This is a genomic window from Brachybacterium sp. ACRRE, from assembly GCF_022346485.1.
In the GTDB taxonomy this organism is placed as follows: Bacteria; Actinomycetota; Actinomycetes; order Actinomycetales; family Dermabacteraceae; genus Brachybacterium; species Brachybacterium halotolerans.
The window spans coordinates 1-19,939 of sequence record NZ_JAKRMO010000069.1 but is presented as its reverse complement, the minus strand read 5'-3'; the positions used below and the strand labels follow the sequence as shown (position 1 = coordinate 19,939).

Genomic DNA, 19,939 nt, shown 5'->3' with positions numbered 1-19,939 from the left:
TCTTCATCCTGTGCGCGATCGCCCTGCACGACGACGACGCGCGAGCCGTGATGCCGAAGTGTTCGCCCGATGTTCCCCGCACGGAGTCCGCGAAGGAGCTCCTTCCCGTGCACCCCGTCCCCCAGAAGGTCACCGAGTTCGACGGGAGCGTGTCGCTCGCCGGGAAGGTGAGCGTGATCGTCGGCAAGGACACGGACGACGCCGCGCTCGCGGCCCTGCGCGAGGTGCTCGAGGATGCCGGTGCGTCCGTCTCCCTCATCACCGCGACCAGCGAGAAGACCACCGCGCAGGGGACCCGCATCCACCTGGGCACCGCCGAGGACAACCCGACCATCGCCCCGAGCCTGAAGGCGCTCGGCGCGAAGGGGGCCGATGATCTCGAGGCCGAGGGGTACGTGCTCGCCGCGGGACGCTCGAAGGGCGCGCTCGTGGTGCTCGCGGGCCGCGATGCCGCCGGCTCCTTCTACGCCGTGCAGACCCTGCGCCGGCTGCTCGCGGGCACGAGCCGTCTGCGCCAGGTCGAGGTGCGCGACTGGCCGCTCATGCCCATCCGCGGCTCGATCGAGGGCTTCTACGGGATCCCGTGGTCGCACCAGGCGAGGCTGGACCACTTCCCGTTCTACGGCCGCCGCAAGCTCAACACCTACATCTACACGCCCAAGGACGATCTGCTGCTGCGCTCGAAATGGCGGGACCTCTACGAGGGCGAGGCCCTGGAGGACATGGCGGAGCTCGTCGAGACCGCCACGAAGAACCACGTGCACTTCACCTACGCCCTCTCCCCCGGCAACGACATCACCTACGGCAGCGACGCGGACTTCGCGGCCACCGTGAAGAAGTTCGACCAGGTGCGGGACCTCGGCGTGACCAGCTTCTACATCGCCCTGGACGACATCCCCACGGAGCTGAACGAGGAGGACGCCGCGCAGTTCGACTCGCTCGCCGCCGCGCAGGCGCACTACCTGAACCGTCTGCAGGACGAGTACGTGAAGGCCAACGATCTCGAGCCGCTGCAGACCGTCCCCACGGAGTACTGGGGCTCGGGCCCCTCGGACTACAAGACGGCGTTCGGCACCGGGATCGACCCGGATATCCGCGTGCAGTGGACCGGTGAGGGGGTGTTCTCCCCGCAGGTCACCGTGGATTCCGCGAGCAGGGCCGAGGAGTCCTACCACTCCGAGCACCTCTACGTGTGGGACAACTTCCCCGTCAACGACGGGCGCCGCGACCGCATCTTCCTGAATCCGCTCGAGGGCCGCGCGGACACCCTCCATGAGCACTTCGACGGCTTCACGTCGAACCCGATGATCGAGCCGTACGCGTCCCTGCCGGCGCTCGCGAACTACGCCGACTACTGCTGGAACCCGCCCGCCTACGAGGCCGAGGACTCCTTCGCCGACGCCCTCGACGAGCTCGCCGGCGACGACAGGCAGGTGCGCCGGGCGCTCGACGTCTTCGTCGACCTCAACGTCAACTGGCCCTACCGGGACGGATCGCCGAAGGCGCCCGCGCTGTCCGCCGACGTCGAGGCCTACCGGAAGGCCTATGAGGCCGGCTCCCAGGGCGGGCGCCAGGAACTGCGCACGCGGCTGAACCGGATCACCAAGCTGCCGCGCACCCTCGAGGCGATGGCCTCGCAGGGCTTCGTCGACGACACGAAGCCCTGGATGACCGCCGCGTCCCAGTGGGCGCAGGGCCTCGAAGAGCAGGACCGCATGCTCACCGCCCTCGAGGACGGCGCGCTGAAGAAGGCCTCGAAGGCCGCGGCGAGCGCGAAGGCCAGCTTCCGGGCGGCGACCGCTGCGACCGTCCCCGACCAGGGCGAGGACGGCGTGTACAAGGAGGACCAGATCACCCCGAGCGTCGGCGACGGCGTGTTCGAGGTGTTCATCGCCTGGGCGTGGGCGCAGCTGCGCGACGTGCTGCCCGACGACCCGTCGCTGCCCTTCGTCGGCCTGCCCGCCACGGCGAGCACGACCCTGGACCAGTACCAGGACCACGCTCCGGCGCTCATGGTCGACGGCGACGAGTCCACGATGTTCTGGTCCTCGCGCGCGCCGAAGAAGGACGACACGATCACCCTCGAGCTCACGAACCCGTCCGACCTGCGCTTCGTGCAGCTGAAGATGGCGAAGTCGGACACGACGGCGGGCGACCAGGTCTACAAGGGGGTCGTCGAGAGTTCGCCCGACGGCGAGGAATGGTCGACGATCGGCACGCTGACGGGCGATCCGGTGTTCACGAAGGAGCTCGGGGCGGGTGTGCGCGCCTCCCACGTGCGGGTGCGCGTGACCGGGAAGAACCCCGGCGGGAAGTGGGTGCAGGTGCGCGAGTTCGCCGTCTCCGACAAGGTGCCGAACGGGAGCTGAGCGCGCGGCGCGTCACGCGCGGCGCGCCGCGGGACCTTCCGCTCTGTGCGGGTCTGCGGACCATTCGTGCGCGTGAATGGTCCGCAGACCCGCACAAGCGCGCGGCACACCACCGGGCACCCCGGCGCGGGGAGGCGCGGGGAGGGCCGGGGAGGCGCGGTGAGGGCCGGGAAGGGTCGGGGCCGCGGAACGGGTCAGCCGACGGCGCAGTGAGCCTGCTCAGGCGACCGGCAGCGCGCCGGGGGTCCGCGCCCGGCGGTCGCGCTCGCGGACGACCCAGCCCGGGTCGTCGGTCGTGATCGAGGCGACGTCCGCGGCGAGCGCCGCGTCGAGGTGCTCGGGGGTGTTCACGGTCCACACGTGCAGGCTCGCGCCGCTCGCGGCCCAGGCGCGGTCCGCGTCGCCGTCCTCGAGGGTCTGGATCCACACGCTCACGCGCTCGGCCCGCAGCTCGGCGAGCACCTGCATCACCTCGTCGTCGACACCCGCGGCGAGCAGACCGATGGGGATCTCCGGCGCGGTCTCGCGCACGGTGCGCAGCGCCTCCGGGTGGAAGGAGATGATCACCGCGGGCGGGGTGCCATCGGGCAGGGGCATCGGCTGCGTCCCGAAGCGCTCGCGCAGCGCGAGGGCGGTCGCGCGGGCGGCGGCCGGGGCCTTGACCTCGACGACCGCGCCGACGGCACGGCCCGCCCCGCCCCCGCACACGTCGAGGTAGTCGTCGAGCGAGGGGATGCGCTCGCCGCCGCCGAGCTCGACGGTGTCCAGCTGGGCACGGGTGAGGTCGGCGATGTCGCCGCCGCACAGGGGCCCGTGCGGGGAGGCGGTGCGGTCGATGCTGGAGTCGTGCATGACGACGAGGTGGCCGTCGGCGCTCAGGTGGACGTCGCACTCGAGGGCGTCGGCCCCGTCGCGGACGGCGCGGCCGAAGGAGGCGAGGGTGTTCTCGGGGGCGCCGACGGGGGCGCCGCGGTGGCCGATCACGGCCGGGCGGGGCGAGGCGACCGGGGCGGACAGGGAGGCGGACGAGGAGGAGGGGGTTCGTGCGGAGGCGGAACGGGCGAGGGACATGCGCTCCATGACGGAATCCATGTCTTCATCCTGTGCGCGATCGCCCTGCACGACGACGACGCGCGAGCCGTGATGCCGAAGTGTTCGCCCGATGTTCCCCGCACGGAGTCCGGCCGTCAGCGCACGTTCGCCGGGGCACGGCGCAGGACCGCGGACAGGGCACGATCCATCGGCCCGGACCCGGTCACCAGCCGTCGACGGTCGCGAAGCCCGGGGAGCCGAAGATCCCGGGCGACTCGTCGACGTCCTGCGACCACTCCAGATGCTTCGGCTGGTCGGACGGCAGGGCGCCGTCCTGGTGATCGGCGAGATCGAGGTGCAGCACCACGTGGGCCCGGAGCCGGACGTCCCAGAGCGCGGTCTCCTCGTCGTCCGCACTGACGGGGGTCGCGGGATCGGGGGCGTCGATCCCGGAGAGGTCGGCCGTGGCCGTCGCGCGCGCCTCCGCGGCCTCGTCGTCCGCCGCGCCCTTCAACCTGATGGTCCTGTCACCGGTCGTGAGCTCCGCGTCCCGGATCTCGACGCGGGGCACGTACGTCGCGCGGTGCGCACCCTCGGGGCGGAAGGCGATGGCCCGGGGGCGCCCGTCGTCGTCGGTGCCCAGCACGTGCTCGTCGTCGTTCGAGAGTGCGGAGACCTCCGCCCGCAGCTCGACGGGCATCGTGTCGTGCGTCGTGCGTCCGCCGAGGTCGAGCGTGCCGTCGACGCCGAGGGAGATCCCCGCGGGCAGGGTGTCGCCGTACGGGTCGATGATCGGGAAGAAGTCCTGCTGGTCCGCGGGGACCGTCGTCGCGGTCGGCGCCTCGTCGCTGCGGAACGCGGCCTCGTGCGCTCCGTCGGAGACCATGACGACGACGGGATCGTCGTCGGGGACGGCGACGAGGCGGACGGTCGTGCCCGCCGGGCGGTCCTCGTCGGCCGACGGCGGGGCGTCGCTGCTGAGCCGGTCGAGCACCTCGTCGGCGGTCACCGTGGTCTCGGGGAGGTCGCCGAGACCCTGCGGCTTCCCGTCGCCGACGGCGAGGGAGGCCGTCAGCGTGCCGTCCTCCGCGCCGCCCAGCGCTCCCTTCGTGCCCACGGGCATGAGCGTGGCGAGGGTTGCGCCGTCGGACTCCCCCTCGCCCGACCCGCCCCCGCCGGCCACGCCCTCGGACCGGGTGTTGACGATGGTGACGGCCATGAGGTGCGTGCCGGGCGCGGCGTCGTAGGGCTCGGCGGCGTACCCGGCGTCGCGGACCTCCTGGAAGACGACGAGGACCTCGCGGCCCGCGAGGCCGAGGATGCGGCGGCCGCTGTCGCCCGCGGTGTCGACCGTGCACAGGGCGCTGTCGGTGAGCATGCAGCCGCCGTAGGTCGAGCGGTCGTCGGCCGTCTGGGGGCGCGCGGGGACCTCGACGGACTCGCCCGCGGCGAGCTCGGTGCCGCGCGGCGGGCCGATGGAGACCGTGAGGTCGGGCTCCGAGCCGTCGGCCGCGCGCAGCTCGCCGACGCTGCGGGGGTCGACGTCGTGGAAGCTGCCGTCGCCGCCGAGCGTCAGTGCGGACTTGCCGCTGCGCTGGTAGAACGATGTGATCGGTGCCTGCTGCCAGATCGTCGCGCTGTGGCCGGCGCGGCGGGTGGGCCCGCAGACCACGTCGTCCTGGATCGCGCCGCCCTCGAGATGGAAGTAGCAGGCGGCGTCGGCGGGGATGTTCGCGCGCACCGTCCCCTCGGTGAGGCTCTCGCGCCACGCGTCGCCGATGGTGCGCAGGTCATCGGCCGGACGCAGAAGGGCCGAGTGATGGTAGGTCCATTCGGAGGGCTGGGGGACGGAGCAGCCCGTGAGGACCAGCAGCACGGCGGCGGCCGCTGCCGCTGCGCGTCGTCGAGCGCGCATGTCCCCTCCCTCCCCGCCGGCGGGCCCGCGCTCCGATGCGACGTGGCCTGCCCTGCCCGTCCAGGGTAACGGGGGTCACATCCGGGTGATACTGTCCGGCACCGGCACCTGCCCTCGCTCCGCACTCCGTCCCGAAGGACACCCGCCATGGCCTCTCCCGCCTTCGCTCCGTACATCAGCTTCCCCGGCACGGCCGACGAGGCCTTCCGCCACTACGCCGACGTGTTCGGCGGCGAGCTGCAGATCTCCCACTACGGCGCCTTCCCGACCGAGGGCTTCCCCTTCCAGCCCCCGCAGGACGCGGTCGCCCACGCGGAGCTGCACGGAGGGCGCATCACGCTCACGGGCGGCGACGCCGTAGGTCCCGACCAGCCCGAGGTGTCCTCGGACGTGTACTCCTTCCTCATCGGCCTCGAGACGACGGCGGAGGCGCACGCGCTCATCGACGCCCTCGTCAGCGGCGGCGGTCGCGTCGCGATGCCCTTCGCCCTCGCCCCGTGGGGCGACCACTACGGTCAGGTCACGGATCGCTTCGGCGTGCTCTGGGCGTTCGTGGTGCCCGGTGAGCACGGCCCCTCAGCGGCCGGGGCCGACGGCTCGAACCCGGAAACCGCGTGACCCGCCCGCGGGGCGCGCGTACCGTGCCGCCATGGGCAGACCCGAGGGGTTCGAGTACGTCGAGCGCGGCGAGGACGTGGTGATCCTGCACCACGGCAGGCCCGCCACCACCCTGCGCGGCCGGCGCGCCGCCGACTTCCTCGAGGACGCCGGGGCCGGAGGCGCGCAGGAGCTCATGGCGCGCCTGACCGGGAACTACCGGCGCGGCAACGAACGGGCGGTGAAACGTCACCCTCGCAACGCGAGCCGGTAGCAGCGGCCGTCCCGGCAGCCATCGTCCCGGCAGCAGTGGTCCCGGCAGCGGTGGTCCCGGCAGCGGTGGTCCCGGCAGCAGGCGCCGTCGGACGACGTCGCCGGACGGCGGGCCCCGCGCCTCGCGACAGCGCGACCGCGTCTGTCGTGGAATATTCAATGACCCGATAGGGTTGGTCCCACTATGCGAGCCTTCGGATTCCTGAGCTTCGGCCACTACGGCAGCGCCGTGGGCGCCCCCGGCGTCGACGCGCGGCAGATGCTGCACGACGCCGTCGACATCTCCTCGGGCGCGGACGAGCTGGGCGTGAACGGCGCCTACTTCCGCGTCCACCACTTCGCCCGGCAGTCGGCCTCGCCGATGCCGCTGCTCGCCGCCGCCGCGGCGCGCACCGAGCGCATCGAGGTGGGCACCGGCGTCATCGACATGCGCTACGAGAACCCCCTCTACCTGGCCGAGGAGGCCGCGGCGCTCGATCTGCTGGCCGACGGCCGCCTCGCCCTCGGCGTCTCCCGCGGGAGCCCCGAGCCGGCCGAGCGCGGCTGGGAGTCCTTCGGATACCACGGCTCGACCGACCCGCGCGGCGCCGACGTGGCCCGCGAGAAGTTCGACCTGTTCCTGCGCGCCGTGCGCGGGGAGCCCATGGCCCGCACCGCCGAGAACGGATATATGTCGAGCGCCGTGCCCGGGGCGGGACTGCGCATCGAACCGCACTCCCCCGACCTCGCCGACCACATCTGGTGGGGCGCGGGGAGCCGCGAGAGCGCCGAGAACGTGGGTCGCATGGGGCTGAACCTCATGAGCTCGACCCTGCTCACCGAGGCCACCGGCGAGTCCTTCGGCGACCTCCAGGCCGAGCAGATCGAGCGCTTCCGCGCCGCCTACCGGGAGGCCGGGCACACCGGGCGTCCGCGCGTGTCCGTCTCGCGCAGCGTGTTCCCGATCATCGACGAGCAGGACCGGATGCTGTTCGGCATGCGCCCGGGCGAGGGCGCCGACCAGATCGGCATCATCGACGGCATGCGCTCGACCTTCGGCCGCACCTTCACCGGCGAGCCCGATCAGCTGATCGAGCAGCTGAGGGCCGACGCGGCCGTGCAGAGCGCCGACACCCTCATGCTCACGATCCCCTCGCAGGCCGGCGTCGACCTGAACCTGCACATCCTCGAGTCCTTCGCGCAGCACGTCGCGCCCGCGCTCGGCTGGAGGCCGAACACGGAGGGGCCCGTGGAAGGCGATGCGGTCTGAGCTCAGGCGGGCCCAGCAGCCGCAAAAGCGTCACGATTATTGACACTCTTCCTTCCGCATGGTGAGGTGGCACACACCGCGTTCCCGCGGTCGTCCCTGCACCCGCTCAAGGAGGAGCCATGCCCCAGTCCCGACCCAGCAGATGGATGGTCGGCGCCCTGACCCTGGTCGCCGCCGCCGCACTCGCGGCCCCGGCCCACGCCGCATCCCACGACACCCGCCCCGCCCCGGCCGCACAGGTCTCGTCCGCCGCACCGGCGCACGGGTCCGTCGGGCCCCGCACGAGCGACGGCGCGGTGCCCGGAACCACGGCCTGGGAGCACTCCCGCCGCGACCACGGCTCCGCCGGCCGCGCCTCCCGCGCCATCCACGTCGACTGCTCGGCCTCGACGAACGGCGACGGCAGCGCCCGCGCCCCGCTGAACTCCCTCGAGGCCGCCGGCGCCAGGACGCTCTCCGCCGGGGACCACCTGCTGCTCCGCCGCGGGACGACCTGCGAGGGCACCCTGACCCTCACCGGGCGCGGGACGACGAAGGCCCCGATCGTCGTCGGCGCCTACGGCCACGGCACGGCCCGCGCGCACGTCGAGGGCGACGGGGCCGCATCGGCCGTCCACCTGCAGAACATGGAGCACGTCGTCCTGCAGGACCTCGAGGTCACGAACAGCACCGACCCGGGCACCGCGCGCCGCGGCGTGCTCGTCTCCCTCGCCGACACGGGCACCCGCAGCGGATTCGAACTCCGGAACCTCGACATCCACGACGTGCTCGGCGACGACGCGAAGGGCCCCGACGGCTCCCAGGGCCTCGCGTTCCGCGTCACCGGGAGCACGCCCTCCGCCTTCGACGACGTGCGGATCCATGACAACTCGATCCGCCACGTCGACCGGCAGGCGATGGTCGTCGTGCTCTCGGACTTCACGTGCCGCGCCGAGATCGGATGCACGGACCCCGAGGACTGGACGCCCTCGACCCGCGTGAAGATCGAGCGGAACCTCATCGAGGACGCGGGCGGCGACGGCATCGTCGCGAACACGACGCAGGGCGCCCTGCTGCAGGACAACGTGGTGCGCGGCTTCAACGTGCGCTCGAAGGAGTACAACGCCGGGCTCTGGACCTTCAACTCCGATGACGCCCTCGCCCAGTACAACGAGGCCTCGGGCGGGAAGGGCCACCTGGACGGCATGGCGTACGACATCGACGGCGCCACGGTCGACAACACCTTCCAGTACAACTACAGCCACGACAACGAGGGTGGATTCTTCCTGCTCTGCACCCATGAGGACAGGCAGCGCGGCTCCCTCGTCCAGTACAACGTGTCCCAGAACGACCAGTACCGCGGGGTCGAGAACTGCGTCGACGAGATCGAGTCCGCCCTCATCCGCAACAACACCATCTCGGTGGGCGAGGGGGTCACCCAGACCCTGGTCAACGAGAACACCGAATCACTGAGGAACGTGCGCTTCGAGGGGAACATCGTCTCCGCGAGCGAGGGCGGGAGCATCGACATGAACCTCGCCTCCGCCACCGGGTACACCTTCTCGGGCAACGTCCTGCACGGGGTCGCCGGCGCCCCGGAGGATCCGACGGGCAGCACCGCGGACCCGCTGCTCTGCGACCCCGGGACCGCCCAGGACGCCTTCGACGTCGCCCGGGCCTACCGGGTCGACCGGCACTCGCCCGCCCGCGGGCTCGCGCCGTCGGTCGAGCGGGGCCTGCGGGACTACAGCGGGAAGCGCGTGCACCATCGCGCGCCCACCGCGGGCGCGCTCGAGGCACCGCGGCGCTGCTGAGCGCCGTCCGAGGAGCGCGCCGCGCTCCGGGACGCAGGAACGGGGCCGGCCGGGATCACTCCCGACCGGCCCCGTTCCGCGTCGTCGCGTGGACAAGAGGACGCGCCCCCTCCGGATTCCTCCGGACGCCGCGCCGCTCAGTGACGGGGCAGGGCGGGGCCCCAGTCCGGACGCGGCGTGGACGGCCCCGTGTACGGGTGGTCCTCGTACTGCTCCTGCAGGCGCGCGAGCTCGTCCTGCATCCGGGCGAGCGCCTCCGCGTAGCCCGGATCGTGGGCGACGTTGTGGAGCTCCGCGGGGTCGGCGCGCAGGTCGTACAGCTCGAGCTCCTCGGTGAGGCGGTCGTCCGAGGACCCCGGGGCCCCCATGCCGTCGCCGTAGTAGTCGACGAACAGGAAGTCGTGGGTGCGGACCCCGTAGTGGGCCGGGGCGTTGTGGTCCACGTCCAGATGCTCCCAGTAGCGGTAGTACATCGACTGCGGCCAGTCCGACGGCGTCTCGCCGCCCATCACCGGCAGCAGGCTCCTCCCCTGCTGCCTGGGCATCGCGGTCCGCGCATCGATGCCGGCGGCGTCGAGGATGGTCGCCGCGAAGTCGACGTTGGTGCCGATGTCCTCGCAGGTCGAGCCGGCGGGGATCCGCTGCGGCCAGCGCACGAGCACGGGCATCCGCAGGGACTCGCGGAACATCAGCCGCTTGTCGTACCAGCCGTGGTCCCCGAGGAAGAACCCCTGGTCGGAGGTGTAGATGACCAGGGTGTCGTCCGCGACGCCCAGCTCGTCGAGCTCGTCGAGGACGCGACCCACGCCGTCGTCGATCGCCTGCACGGTCTGCAGGTAGTCCCGCATGTACCGCTGGTACTTCCACCGGGTGCGCTCGACGCGCGCGTCCTCCCCGCGCAGCTCCTCGGGGACCGCCTCCTTGATGTCCGCCTCGGTGAGGTGGTCGGCGATCGTCATGTGGAGGTCCCGGATCACCTCGGAGCGGCCCTCGTGGTCGTCGAAGAGCGTCTCGGGCTCGGGGATCGACCCGACGGGGTAGAGATCGCGGTGGCGCTCGTGCGGGACCCACGGGCGGTGCGGCGCCTTGTGGTGGACGAGCAGGCAGAACGGGTCCTCCGGCCGCTCCTCCCGGACGCGTCCCAGCCAGTCCAGGCTCATGTCGGTCACGAGATCCGTCGCGTAGCCCTCGACCGTCTCCTCCCCCGTCGGCCCGATCATGAGGGGATCGCGGTACTCGCCCTGGTTGGGGAAGATGCGCCAGTCGTCGAAGCCGCGCGGCCTCGACTGCTCGCTGAGCCCGAGGTGCCACTTCCCGAACAGGCCGGTCGCGTAGCCGCTGTCGCGGAGCACCTCCGGGAAGGTCGGGAGGCGATGGTCGATCTCCGTGTAGATCGTGGCGACGCCGTTGACGTGGCTGTAGGTGCCCGTGAGGATCGAGGCGCGCGACGGGGTGCAGATGGAGTTCGTGCAGAAGACGTCGTCCATGCGCACCCCCTCCTGAGCGATCCGGTCCAGGCACGGGGTGCTGTTGAGCCCCGCCCCGTACGCGGAGATCGCGTGGGCGGCGTGGTCGTCGGACATGATGAACACGATGTTCGGGCGTCGGTCGGTCCGGTCAGCGGGTCGCTGTGCCATGGGCACCGCGCACCTCCTTCGTCTGCGCCTGGGGGAGCGACGGGGCCGCGCGGCGCGTGCGCGGCCCCGGGATGAGGTGATGGTGCATCGCTGCACCCCTGCGGGAGCGGAGCGGCCCCGCGGACCGGGCCGAGCCGACCCGGGCCGAGCCGACCCGGGCCGGGCCGATCCGGACCGGGTCGGGCCGATCCGGACCGGGTCGGGATCAGCCCTTCACGGCGCCGCTGACCATGCTGTCCGCCATGCGGGTCTGCACCAGGGCGAACAGGATGATCACGGGGACGGCGATGAGGGTCGAGCCCGCCATCACGCCCGCCCAGTCGGTGTCGCGCAGCCCCTGCTGGAAGGACTGCAGCCAGATCGGGAGGGTCACCGCCGAGTTCTTCGAGAGGATGATGAGGGCGAGCGTGTACTCGTTCCACGAATGCAGGAAGGAGAAGACGCTCGTCGACACCAGGCCGGGCGCCAGCAGCGGGAGGGTCACCCGGATGAAGGCGCCCACGCGGGAGCAGCCGTCGATCATCGCGGCCTGTTCGAGATCCGCGGGGATGCCGTCGACGAATCCGCGCATCATCCAGATCACGAAGGGGAGCACCCCGCCGATGTAGAGGAGCGAGAGGCCCGCCACGGAGTTCAGCAGGCTCCAGGCGTCGAGCATCCGGTACTGCGAGATGAACAGCGCCTCCGCGGGGATCATCTGCACCACGAGGATCGCGATGATCAGCGCCTTGCGGCCCAGGAAGCGGAAGCGGGAGATCGCGAGCGCCGCGAGGAACGAGGCGATGGTCGTCACGACGACGGTCACGAGGGCCGTCGCGAGGGACATGCCCATGGCCGACCAGAAGGCGCTGTCGTGCAGCACGCTCGCATACGCCTCGAAGCGCGGGTGGAGCGGGAGCACGTGGGGCGGGCTCGAGAGCAGGTCGCTCTCGCTCTGCAGCGAGGAGTTCACCATCCAGTAGACGGGGATCAGCCACACGAGCGCCGAGACCACGAGGATCGCATCGACCACGATGCGGCGACGCGAGCGCCGGCTCGTGCGCCGACGGGCGCCGTCGCGGACGGCGGGCGCGGCGGCGGCCGCCGGGCTCCCGGCATCCGCGCGTGCATTCAGGGATGTGCTGGTCATGCCGGGTCCTCCTGCGTGAAGAGCATGCGGATGTACGCCGCGGTCATGATCAGCGTGAGCAGCAGGATCACCATCGCCAGGGCGGAGGCGACGCCGTAGTCGCCCTGGGAGATGCCCACCTGGAACACGTAGGTGCCCAGGAGGTTCGTCTGCGTGGTCACGCCGCCGGAGGCCTGGAGCACGTGGATGTGGGTGAAGACGCGCAGGTCCCAGATGACCTGGAGGACGCCCATGAGCATGACCACGGGCAGGATGATCGGCAGGATCACGAAGCGCAGCCGGGACAGGTAGGTCGCGCCGTCCAGCTGCGAGGCCTCGATGAGGGACTCGTCGACCTGGGTGAGGGAGGCGAAGATCGTGATCGTCACCAGCGGCGTCGAGACCCAGATGATGACGATCGAGGCGATGAGGAAGAAGGTCCAGGGGCTGTCCGCCAGCCAGGAGAAGCCCTCGAACCCGTCGAGGCCGATCCCCGTGAGCACGTGGTTGACGAGCCCGAAGTTCGGGTCGACGAGCCACTGCCAGACCGTGAGGGCGGCCAGCAGCGGCATCGCCCACACGATCACCAGGGACACGCTCATGAAGGTGCGCCCCACGCGGGAGGCCGCACGCATCATCAGTGCGAAGGCCAGTCCGATGCCCATCGTCCAGCCGGCGGTCCACACGCAGAAGAGCACGGAGCGCCCCAGGACGGTCCAGAAGTACGGGTCGCTCAGGATCTTCGTGTAGTTCGCGAGGCCCACCCATGCGGGCGGCTGACCGAACTGCTGGGCGAGCCCGAACTCCTGGAACGACATGATGACCTGCCGCACCAGCGGATAGCCCAGGGCGATCACCACCAGGAGCACCGCCGGGAGCAGCAGGAGCGCGGGGGCGAGCCGGTGGGCGAGGACGCCGCGGGGTCGCCGCGGCCGGACGATGGTCGTCATCGGACGAGGACCTCCTGTGGGGGATGGACGGTGCCGGGACGGCTCACTTGTCGTTGAGGACGTCGTCGAGCTGGCCGCTGAACTCCTCCGCGGTGCTCTTCACGTCCTTGCCCTGGGCGATCTTCGTGTAGAAGTCCCGCACGATGTTGTCCCCCATGGCGACGCCCCACTGGGGGGTGTTCGGCGTCAGCTTGGAGGCCTTGACGATCTCCGGCGAGATCTTCCCGAACTCCCCGGGGATCTTGTCCCCGAAGTCGATGTTCCCGGGCACCCAGCCGTCCGTGGCCAGATGGGTCTGGAAGTCCTCGGCGAAGATCAGCTTGAGGGCCTCGCGGGCCAGCTCGGGGTTCTGGGCGTTCTGGGCGATCGAGATGTTGGAGCCGCCGGCGAAGGTCGCGCCGATCTCGCCCGCGTGGAGGCTGGGCAGGGCCATGACGCCGACCTTGTCCGCGTCCCACAGCTTCTTGTCGATCTTCGTGCCGATGTTGCCGGTCGCGATGAGCATCCCGACCTTCTCGTCGTTGAAGTACTTCTCGAACGACTTCTGCGCGGCCGCGGAGTCGAGGGCGTACGCGGTGCCGTCGGAGAAGATCTCGGAGATCGTCTCCAGCGCGGAGACGGAGGCGTCCTCGGCGATCTTCGGGGTCCACGAGTCGCCGGACCCGCTCGCGTACTCGCCGCCCGAGGCGAAGAGCAGGGACTCGACGCCGTGGATGTCGACCGCGGCGAGGTAGATGCCGGAGAAGCCCTTGGTGCCCGCCGGATTGGCGTCGCCGAGGTCGATCGCGGCCTTCTTCAGCTCGTCGATCGTGGTCGGCAGATCGATGCCGGCCTTCTTCATGAGGTCCTTGCGGTAGAACAGGCCGCGCGCGCCGGCGTACAGCGGCACCGCATAGTTCTTGCCGTCGACGGACCCCGCGTCCACGAAGCTCTGGATCAGCTTGTCGCCGCCCAGATCGGGGAGGAGATCGGAGATGTCGGCGAAGGCGCCCACCGTGGTGAAGGTGTTGGACTGGGTGTTGCCGGTCTCCACGAGATCGGGGCTCTCGGACTTCGAGGCCAGCGAGGTCTGCAGCTTGGAGACGATGCCGTCCCACGGCTGCACCTCCACGGACAGCTTGTTGCCGGGGAACTTCTTCTCGAAGGCGTCGACGAGGGCCTTGGTGGCCTCATCGGAGATCGAGCCCTCCATGAACCAGACCCGAACGGTCTGGTCGGAGATCTTCGAAGGGTCGCGGTCGGACGAGCCGGAGCCCGAATCCGAGCCGCCGCAGGCGGCGAGACCGAGCAGGGCCGCACCGGCGGACGAGGCGGCGAGGACGTGACGGCGGCTGAGTCTGGACTCCATTGTCGTGCTCCTGGATCACGAGGGACTGCCACGCGGAAGCGGGCATGCCAGGAGTATGCGAGCCGCTCTCGCATACTGTCAACTATCGTGACACTCTCGTGATCCTCGGCATCAGCCAGGCACGACCAGGGCCCCTTCGACGACCTGTTCACGGACGTCCGCATCCCACCGCAGCCGTCCCAGCCCGGCCTCGAGCACGGCGTCGGCGCTGCGCGAGGCGCGGGCGCCCACGATCAGGAGCCCGTCGCTCGCCATCGGCAGGGCGCGCTCCCGCACCTCCTCCTCGATGGTCCCGAGCACGAGCTGCTCGGCCGGCTCGAGATCACCGCCGATCACGACCATGCCGGGTCCCAGCAGGTTGCAGACGCCGGCGAGGGCGGTCCCCACCGCACGTGCAGCGGCGACCACCGCGTCCCGCGCCTCTCCCCCGTCGCGCGACGCCGCCTCGTACAGGTCCTGGGCTCCGGCCTCGGGTCCGAGGATCCGCTGCGCCGACGCGGCGAGGACGCGCGACCCCGCGTACTGCATCAGGCATCCCCGCGACCCGCACTCGCAGGGCACTCCGTCCCGGTCGATGCTCAGATGGCCGAACTCCCCGGCGCCGCCGCGCACTCCGGGGACGATCACCCCGTGCACCACGTGCCCCAGGGAGATGCCTCGCGAGAGGTGGACGTAGACGAGATCCTCGGCGGCCCGCTCGGAGCGGTGGATCCGCTCCGTGAGCGCGAGCAGCCGCGCCGTGTTCTCGACGCTCACAGCGGTCCCGAGTGCGCGCTCGAGCTCTGCCTTGGGATTCACGCCGGACCACTGCTGCGAGGCGAGGCCGCCGAGGACCTCACCGGTGCGGCGGTCGCTCTGCGTGTTGACGGCGAGATGGACCGCCCGCAGCTGCGCGTCGGGGGCGGCGCTTCCCATCGCCTCGTCGATGCCCTCGACGGCGAGCGCGAGACGCTCCGATCCCCCCGTCTCCGGATCGATGGGGGTGGTGCGCTGGGCGAGCAGGCTGCCGTCGAAGGTCCCGACGCCGACGGAGACGGAGCTCGAGCCCATGACCACCGAGCCGGCGACGCCGAAGTCGCGGGTCAGACGGACGGCGTCCTTGAGCGTGAGCCGGTCCTCCGTCCTCACCGGCACCTCGACCAGACCGGCGGACTCGAGGCTCTGCACGGCGTTGGAGATCGCGGTGCGCGAGACGCCCAGTGTCCTCGCCAGCGCGGCGCGATGATCGGGCCCGTTCTGCACGATCTCGCTCAGCATCCGCGCCGGAGTCGTGTTCAGCATGGATGCGCCTCTCTGGAACGGTCCGGGACGCTGGCATCGTAGCCGCAGCGAGGAGAGAGCGGGAAAGGCTCCTGGAGCTCCGCGCAACCCAGGGGGCGGCTCAGTCCCGCACCTCCAGGTGCAGCGCGACGCGCACGTCGTCCCCGATGCCCAGGCCGGTCGCGCGCTGCACCGCGACCTTCACGGGCACGAGGTAGACCCCTTCGCGCGGGAACAGCGACGTCGTGAACTCGATGCCTTCGATGGTCGCGACCACGGGGATCGCTCCCCAGCCGTAGGTGACCAGCGAGGCGACGTCGGCGATCGCGTCGGACTCGTCCTCGGGCACGCGCGCGAAGACGAACGGCGCGGGGCCGCGCCAGGAGATCAGCGTGGTGTCGAAGGAGAGGTCCACGGGGCAAGCATGCGCCCTCTCCCCGTCGACCGTCCTGTCCTTCGTCGGATCCGGCGCGTAGTGTCGCGAGCCCGGCGGACGCACCGTCCGCCCGCATTCGCCGAGCGCACCACGCGCTCCCCGAGCGCACCGAGCGCACCGAGCGATCGAAGGAGAAGACATGTCGCATCCCGAGGAGCTCACCCAGGAGAAGGCCGTCGAGATCATGCGGGAGCAGCGCTTCGTCATGCTCTCCACGGTGCTCGACGGCAAGATCGTCTCCCATCCGATGACGCCCATGCGCGTGGAGGACGACGCGAGCGTGTGGTTCTTCGTCGGCCGCAGCGGCGAGCAGGGCACCGCCCTGCAAGGGAACCCGCAGGTCAACCTGGCGTTCGCGGAGACGGGCAGCTGGCTGTCCGTGGCCGGTGCCGCCGAGTTCGTCGAGGACCGGGCGAAGGTCGAGGAACTGTGGGACGACCAGCTGGAGGCCTACTTCCCGCAGGGGGCCGACGATCCCGACCTCGGCCTCGTGAAGGTCCGCGGCGAGTCCGCGCAGTACTGGGGGATCCCGGGGCCCCGCCCCGTCGCCGCCGCGAAGATGCTGGTCGCGAAGCTCAGCGGGGACGAGGGCCCCGGCGTCTCCGGCAAGACGGAGCTCTGAGCGCGCAGGCGCACGGAGCAGGCGTCCGGGAGAGCCGGCCGAGGAGATGTCCGGAAGAGCGGGCCGAGCGGGGACAATCGTCGGGTGCACTCCGACTCCGATGACCCGATGCTCGCCGACGTTCTGCGCGTCCTCGAGGCCGCTCCGGCCCTCCGCGGCCGCGATGCCTATCTCGCCTTCGTCCGGAAGCAAGGCGAGGCCGCGCTGTGGAAGGGCCTCGCGCCCGAGCACGTGACGGCCTCGACCTTCGTGTTCTCGCCCGACGGCGCGCTGGTGCTGCTGTGCTTCCACCGCAAGGGCGGTTTCTGGGTGCAGGTCGGCGGGCATCTCGAGCGGGAGGACGCGGGTCTCGCCGACGCCGCCCTGCGCGAAGCGCGCGAGGAGTCCGGGCTCGAGGACCTCGCCCTCGCCACGGCCTCGATCACCGACCTGGACCGCCACGAGCTGGCCGGCGCCTTCACGTGCCGCGCCCACTGGGACATCGGCTTCACCGCGGTCGCGGACCCGTCGGCCCGGATCGTGGTGAGCGAGGAGAGCCGCGACGTGCGCTGGTTCGCCGTCGATGCCTTGCCCGATGGTCTGGCGCCGGGCTGCGCGCGGAGGATCGAGGCCGCGCGGCAGGTGCTGCGATGACCGGCCCGGTCACCTTCGGCGGCGCAGGCACGTCGTTGCGCATCGCGACCGTGAACATCAACGGCATCCGCGCGACCCTGCGCCGCGGCTTCGGCGACTGGCTGCGCGAGCGCGGATGCGACGTGATCGCGCTGCAGGAAGTGCGTGCCCAGGCCGACAAGCTGCCGGACGGTGCCTTCGGCGAGTACCACGCGGCCCTCGACACCGGCAACGTCCCCGGGCGCAACGGGGTCGCGGTGCTGACGCGACAGCCGCCCGCAGCCGTGCGCACGTGGAGCGGCGCCGCGCTCCTGGCGGGGCCGTCCGCATCCAGTGAGCGGCCGAGCGCATCGAACGGGGCGCCGCTGCTCACTGAGGTCCCTGCAGCAGACCGCGTCGTCCTCCCGCGAGGCCTGCGGCCCTTCGCCGACCAGGGACGATACATCGAGGTGGACCTCGCAGATGCTCCGGTGACGATCGCGAGCCTCTACCTCCCGAAGGGCGGTCTGCCGGCGGAGCTGCAGCGGCCCGAGCGGATGCGCGAGGCGCCCGACGGCGGGGCCCGGTACGCGCGCAAGATGGCGTTCATGGCCGCCTTCTCGACCTACCTCACGCGGACCCGCCGCGCGGCCGCGGCAGCCGGGCGCGAGTACCTGCTGATGGGCGACATGAACATCGCCCACACCCGCCGGGATCTCGCGGCGTGGCGTCGCAATCAGCAGAATGACGGCTTCCTGCCCGAGGAGCGGGAGTGGTTCGGGCAGCAGCTGGGTCCGCGCACCCTCGTGGATGTGGTGCGCTCCCTGCATCCCGAGGAGGACGGCCCGTACTCGTGGTGGTCCTGGCTCGGGCAGTCCTTCGCGAAGGACGCGGGCTGGCGCATCGACTACCACCTGGCCACCCCGCGGCTCGCGCGCAGCGCGCGCCGGGCGGCTGTGGACCGGGAGGTGGCGGGGACGCGGCTGTCGGACCATGCGCCGGTGGTGGTGGAGTACGGGGGCTGGTCAGAGGGCCCGCCGACACACGACGTCACATCCGCCTGCCGCGGGAACACCTCGGCCCGTCGCGCGTTGCACCACGCATGACAACCATCGGAATCATCGGCGCAGGCAACATCGGCAGCCAGGTCGCACGTGCGGCCCTGACGGCGGGATACGACGTGGTCATCGCGAACTCGCGGGGACCCGAGACACTCGCGGACCTCGTCTCCGAGCTCGGTGACGGCGCGCGCGCCGCGACCGCGGCGGAGGCGGGCGAGGCAGGCGACGTGGTCGTCGTGACCGTGCCCCTGAAGGCGATCGACCAGATCCCCGTCGAGCCGCTCGCCGGGAAGATCGTCCTGGACACGAACAACTACTACCCCGGCCGCGACGGGCAGATCCCGGCACTGGACGCGGGCGAGACCACCACGTCGCAGCTGCTCCAGGAGCACCTGCCGACCTCGAAGGTCGTCAAGGCGTTCAACCACATCCCCGCGGCCGACATCACGACCGACGTCGCCCCCGCGGGCACGCCGGACCGTCGGGCGCTCGCGGTCTCCAGCGATGATGCCGAGGCGCTCGAGTTCGCGACGAAGCTGTACGACGAGATCGGGTTCGATGCGGTCGACGTGAGTCCGCTCAGCGAGTCGTGGAGGGTCGAGCGCGACCGTCCGGCGTACGTGGTGCGCCAGAACGCCGAGGAGCTGCGCGCGAACCTCGCGAAGGCGCAGCGCGAGGGCTGAGACGGCTCGGTCGACGACCGGCCGGCGCATGAGGCGCGGCGCGGCTCAGGCCGCGCCGCGTCCGTCGTCGGCCCGCTCCTCGTTGTCGTAGCCGAGGACCTCCGGCTCGCCCGTGCGGGTATCGAGGCCGTCGTCCACGCGGTACTCACGCACCACGAGCCGATCGCGCACCACCAGGGCGATCAGAAGGCCGACCACGGCGATCGTCACCTTCACGTTCGCCGGCCAGTGCACGTTGTAGGCCATGAGAATGCTGACCGCGATGATCAGCGCGGTCACGCTTCCGGACGCTCGTCGCAGATCTGCACCCATGTCCTCCACCGTAGCGACCCGACGCACCGCCGCGTCGCGGAACCGGACCACGTCCTCCCATCCCCTGCGTAACCTCGGGGCATGTTCGTCCGCTTCCAGAGCGCCGTGCCCAATCGGCGGGGCACCTTTCCCGGCATCTTCGCGATGGCCAACGGCCTGCGCGACGCCGGCGTGCTGTCCCCGGAGGACGATCGTTGGGTGCGCAGGATGAACGCACACGGCGAACGCGCGTACACCGATCCGAGCACCGTGGTCGCCGACTGCTATGACCGCGAGCGCAATCCGGGCGCTCGCTCCTGGTTCCGCGAGAGCGCCGACGAGCTCCTCGCGATCGCCCACGCCTACACGCAACTGCTCGATCGCTCCCGGGTCCCCTGGACGGAGCTGCGCACCAGCACCCCGGGCCGCATCGTCTACGAGGACTCCGTGCAGGTCGTCGCCGTGCCGTTCACGCACGCACAGGATTGGCCGCTCCCCGTCAACGCCCCGCCCCGAAGCGGCTGAACGCCGCGCCGGCGATCCTGGATCACCGAGCACTTCGCTGTCGCCCGTCTCGTCCGACGCCCCTGGATCGGTCACGCACCGGTGTATAGCGGACCTCTCTGCCTATATAGGCAGAGAGGTCCGCTATACACCGCTCGGCGACAATTGCCCACGCCAGCGCTGGCACCGACACCAGCTCCGACCCCGCCACCACCCACTC

The 19,939-nt window shown here is 71.4% G+C and carries 19 protein-coding genes; 10 read left to right on the top strand and 9 right to left on the bottom strand.

Annotation, left to right across the window (positions count from 1 at the left end; translation table 11 throughout):
• The coding region (locus MHY49_RS16305) for a beta-N-acetylglucosaminidase domain-containing protein (protein ID WP_239205873.1) at nt 1–2,369 on the top strand (2,369 nt) is incomplete at its 5' end.
• A 219-nt stretch (nt 2,370–2,588) separates the two neighbouring features.
• On the opposite strand, the gene MHY49_RS16300 is transcribed toward MHY49_RS16305, so the two are convergent.
• Nucleotides 2,589–3,461: a glycerophosphodiester phosphodiesterase family protein gene (locus tag MHY49_RS16300; RefSeq protein WP_239205871.1), complete on the bottom strand. Its 873-nt coding sequence runs from the start codon at nt 3,459–3,461 to the stop codon at nt 2,589–2,591.
• A gap of 163 nt (nt 3,462–3,624) precedes the next feature.
• The gene (locus tag MHY49_RS16295) at nt 3,625–5,316 is read right to left on the bottom strand and encodes a hypothetical protein (RefSeq protein ID WP_239205870.1); all 1,692 of its coding nucleotides are present in this window, start codon (nt 5,314–5,316) and stop codon (nt 3,625–3,627) included.
• Nucleotides 5,317–5,463: 147 nt separating this feature from the next.
• Here MHY49_RS16295 and MHY49_RS16290 point away from each other — a divergent pair, with 147 nt between their 5' ends.
• The 4 genes from MHY49_RS16290 to MHY49_RS16275 all read left to right on the top strand — a co-directional run bounded on the left by MHY49_RS16290 (nt 5,464) and on the right by MHY49_RS16275 (nt 9,228).
• Nucleotides 5,464–5,934 (top strand): VOC family protein, encoded by a 471-nt coding sequence (locus tag MHY49_RS16290; protein ID WP_239205868.1) that lies wholly within the window; start codon nt 5,464–5,466, stop codon nt 5,932–5,934.
• Nucleotides 5,935–5,965: 31 nt separating this feature from the next.
• Entirely contained in the window at nt 5,966–6,187 is a 222-nt protein-coding gene (locus MHY49_RS16285) for a hypothetical protein (RefSeq protein ID WP_239205866.1), read from the top strand.
• Nucleotides 6,188–6,370: 183 nt separating this feature from the next.
• On the top strand, nt 6,371–7,435 hold the full coding sequence (locus tag MHY49_RS16280; RefSeq protein WP_239205864.1) for an LLM class flavin-dependent oxidoreductase: 1,065 nt from the start codon (nt 6,371–6,373) through the stop codon (nt 7,433–7,435).
• A 119-nt stretch (nt 7,436–7,554) separates the two neighbouring features.
• Entirely contained in the window at nt 7,555–9,228 is a 1,674-nt protein-coding gene (locus tag MHY49_RS16275) for a right-handed parallel beta-helix repeat-containing protein (protein ID WP_239205862.1), read from the top strand.
• Nucleotides 9,229–9,365: 137 nt separating this feature from the next.
• On the opposite strand, the gene MHY49_RS16270 is transcribed toward MHY49_RS16275, so the two are convergent.
• The 6 genes from MHY49_RS16270 to MHY49_RS16245 all read right to left on the bottom strand — a co-directional run bounded on the left by MHY49_RS16270 (nt 9,366) and on the right by MHY49_RS16245 (nt 15,946).
• On the bottom strand, nt 9,366–10,865 hold the full coding sequence (locus MHY49_RS16270) for a sulfatase (RefSeq protein WP_239205860.1): 1,500 nt from the start codon (nt 10,863–10,865) through the stop codon (nt 9,366–9,368).
• 205 nt (nt 10,866–11,070) lie between these two features.
• The gene (locus tag MHY49_RS16265) at nt 11,071–11,994 is read right to left on the bottom strand and encodes a carbohydrate ABC transporter permease (RefSeq protein WP_239205858.1); all 924 of its coding nucleotides are present in this window, start codon (nt 11,992–11,994) and stop codon (nt 11,071–11,073) included.
• A complete protein-coding gene (locus MHY49_RS16260; RefSeq protein WP_239205856.1) occupies nt 11,991–12,923 on the bottom strand; it encodes a carbohydrate ABC transporter permease in 933 nt (310 codons plus the stop codon). The genes MHY49_RS16265 and MHY49_RS16260 overlap by 4 nt, the downstream gene beginning before the upstream one ends.
• Before the next feature lie 43 nt (nt 12,924–12,966).
• On the bottom strand, nt 12,967–14,271 hold the full coding sequence (locus tag MHY49_RS16255) for an extracellular solute-binding protein (protein WP_239205854.1): 1,305 nt from the start codon (nt 14,269–14,271) through the stop codon (nt 12,967–12,969).
• A gap of 111 nt (nt 14,272–14,382) precedes the next feature.
• Nucleotides 14,383–15,552, bottom strand: a complete 1,170-nt coding sequence (locus tag MHY49_RS16250) for an ROK family transcriptional regulator (protein ID WP_239205852.1) — start codon at nt 15,550–15,552, stop codon at nt 14,383–14,385.
• Between the two features lie 100 nt (nt 15,553–15,652).
• The gene (locus MHY49_RS16245) at nt 15,653–15,946 is read right to left on the bottom strand and encodes a DUF1905 domain-containing protein (RefSeq protein ID WP_239205850.1); all 294 of its coding nucleotides are present in this window, start codon (nt 15,944–15,946) and stop codon (nt 15,653–15,655) included.
• A 160-nt stretch (nt 15,947–16,106) separates the two neighbouring features.
• Between MHY49_RS16245 and MHY49_RS16240 the strand changes: the two genes are divergently transcribed.
• From MHY49_RS16240 to MHY49_RS16225, 4 genes are all read left to right on the top strand, one after another.
• On the top strand, nt 16,107–16,589 hold the full coding sequence (locus tag MHY49_RS16240; protein WP_239205848.1) for a pyridoxamine 5'-phosphate oxidase family protein: 483 nt from the start codon (nt 16,107–16,109) through the stop codon (nt 16,587–16,589).
• 84 nt (nt 16,590–16,673) lie between these two features.
• Entirely contained in the window at nt 16,674–17,222 is a 549-nt protein-coding gene (locus MHY49_RS16235) for an NUDIX domain-containing protein (protein ID WP_239205846.1), read from the top strand.
• Nucleotides 17,219–18,286 carry an exodeoxyribonuclease III gene (locus tag MHY49_RS16230; RefSeq protein WP_239205844.1) on the top strand — a complete coding sequence of 356 codons (1,068 nt, stop codon included), beginning with the start codon at nt 17,219–17,221 and terminating at the stop codon, nt 18,284–18,286. Before MHY49_RS16235 ends, MHY49_RS16230 begins: the two co-directional genes overlap by 4 nt.
• Nucleotides 18,283–18,924 (top strand): NADPH-dependent F420 reductase, encoded by a 642-nt coding sequence (locus MHY49_RS16225; protein ID WP_239205842.1) that lies wholly within the window; start codon nt 18,283–18,285, stop codon nt 18,922–18,924. The genes MHY49_RS16230 and MHY49_RS16225 overlap by 4 nt, the downstream gene beginning before the upstream one ends.
• 45 nt (nt 18,925–18,969) lie before the next feature.
• On the opposite strand, the gene MHY49_RS16220 is transcribed toward MHY49_RS16225, so the two are convergent.
• Complete coding sequence (locus tag MHY49_RS16220; protein WP_239205840.1) at nt 18,970–19,203, bottom strand: hypothetical protein; 234 nt, start codon at nt 19,201–19,203, stop codon at nt 18,970–18,972.
• A gap of 114 nt (nt 19,204–19,317) precedes the next feature.
• On the opposite strand from MHY49_RS16220, the gene MHY49_RS16215 reads away from it, so the two are divergent.
• Entirely contained in the window at nt 19,318–19,740 is a 423-nt protein-coding gene (locus MHY49_RS16215; RefSeq protein ID WP_239205838.1) for a hypothetical protein, read from the top strand.
• Nucleotides 19,741–19,939: the final 199 nt, after the last annotated feature.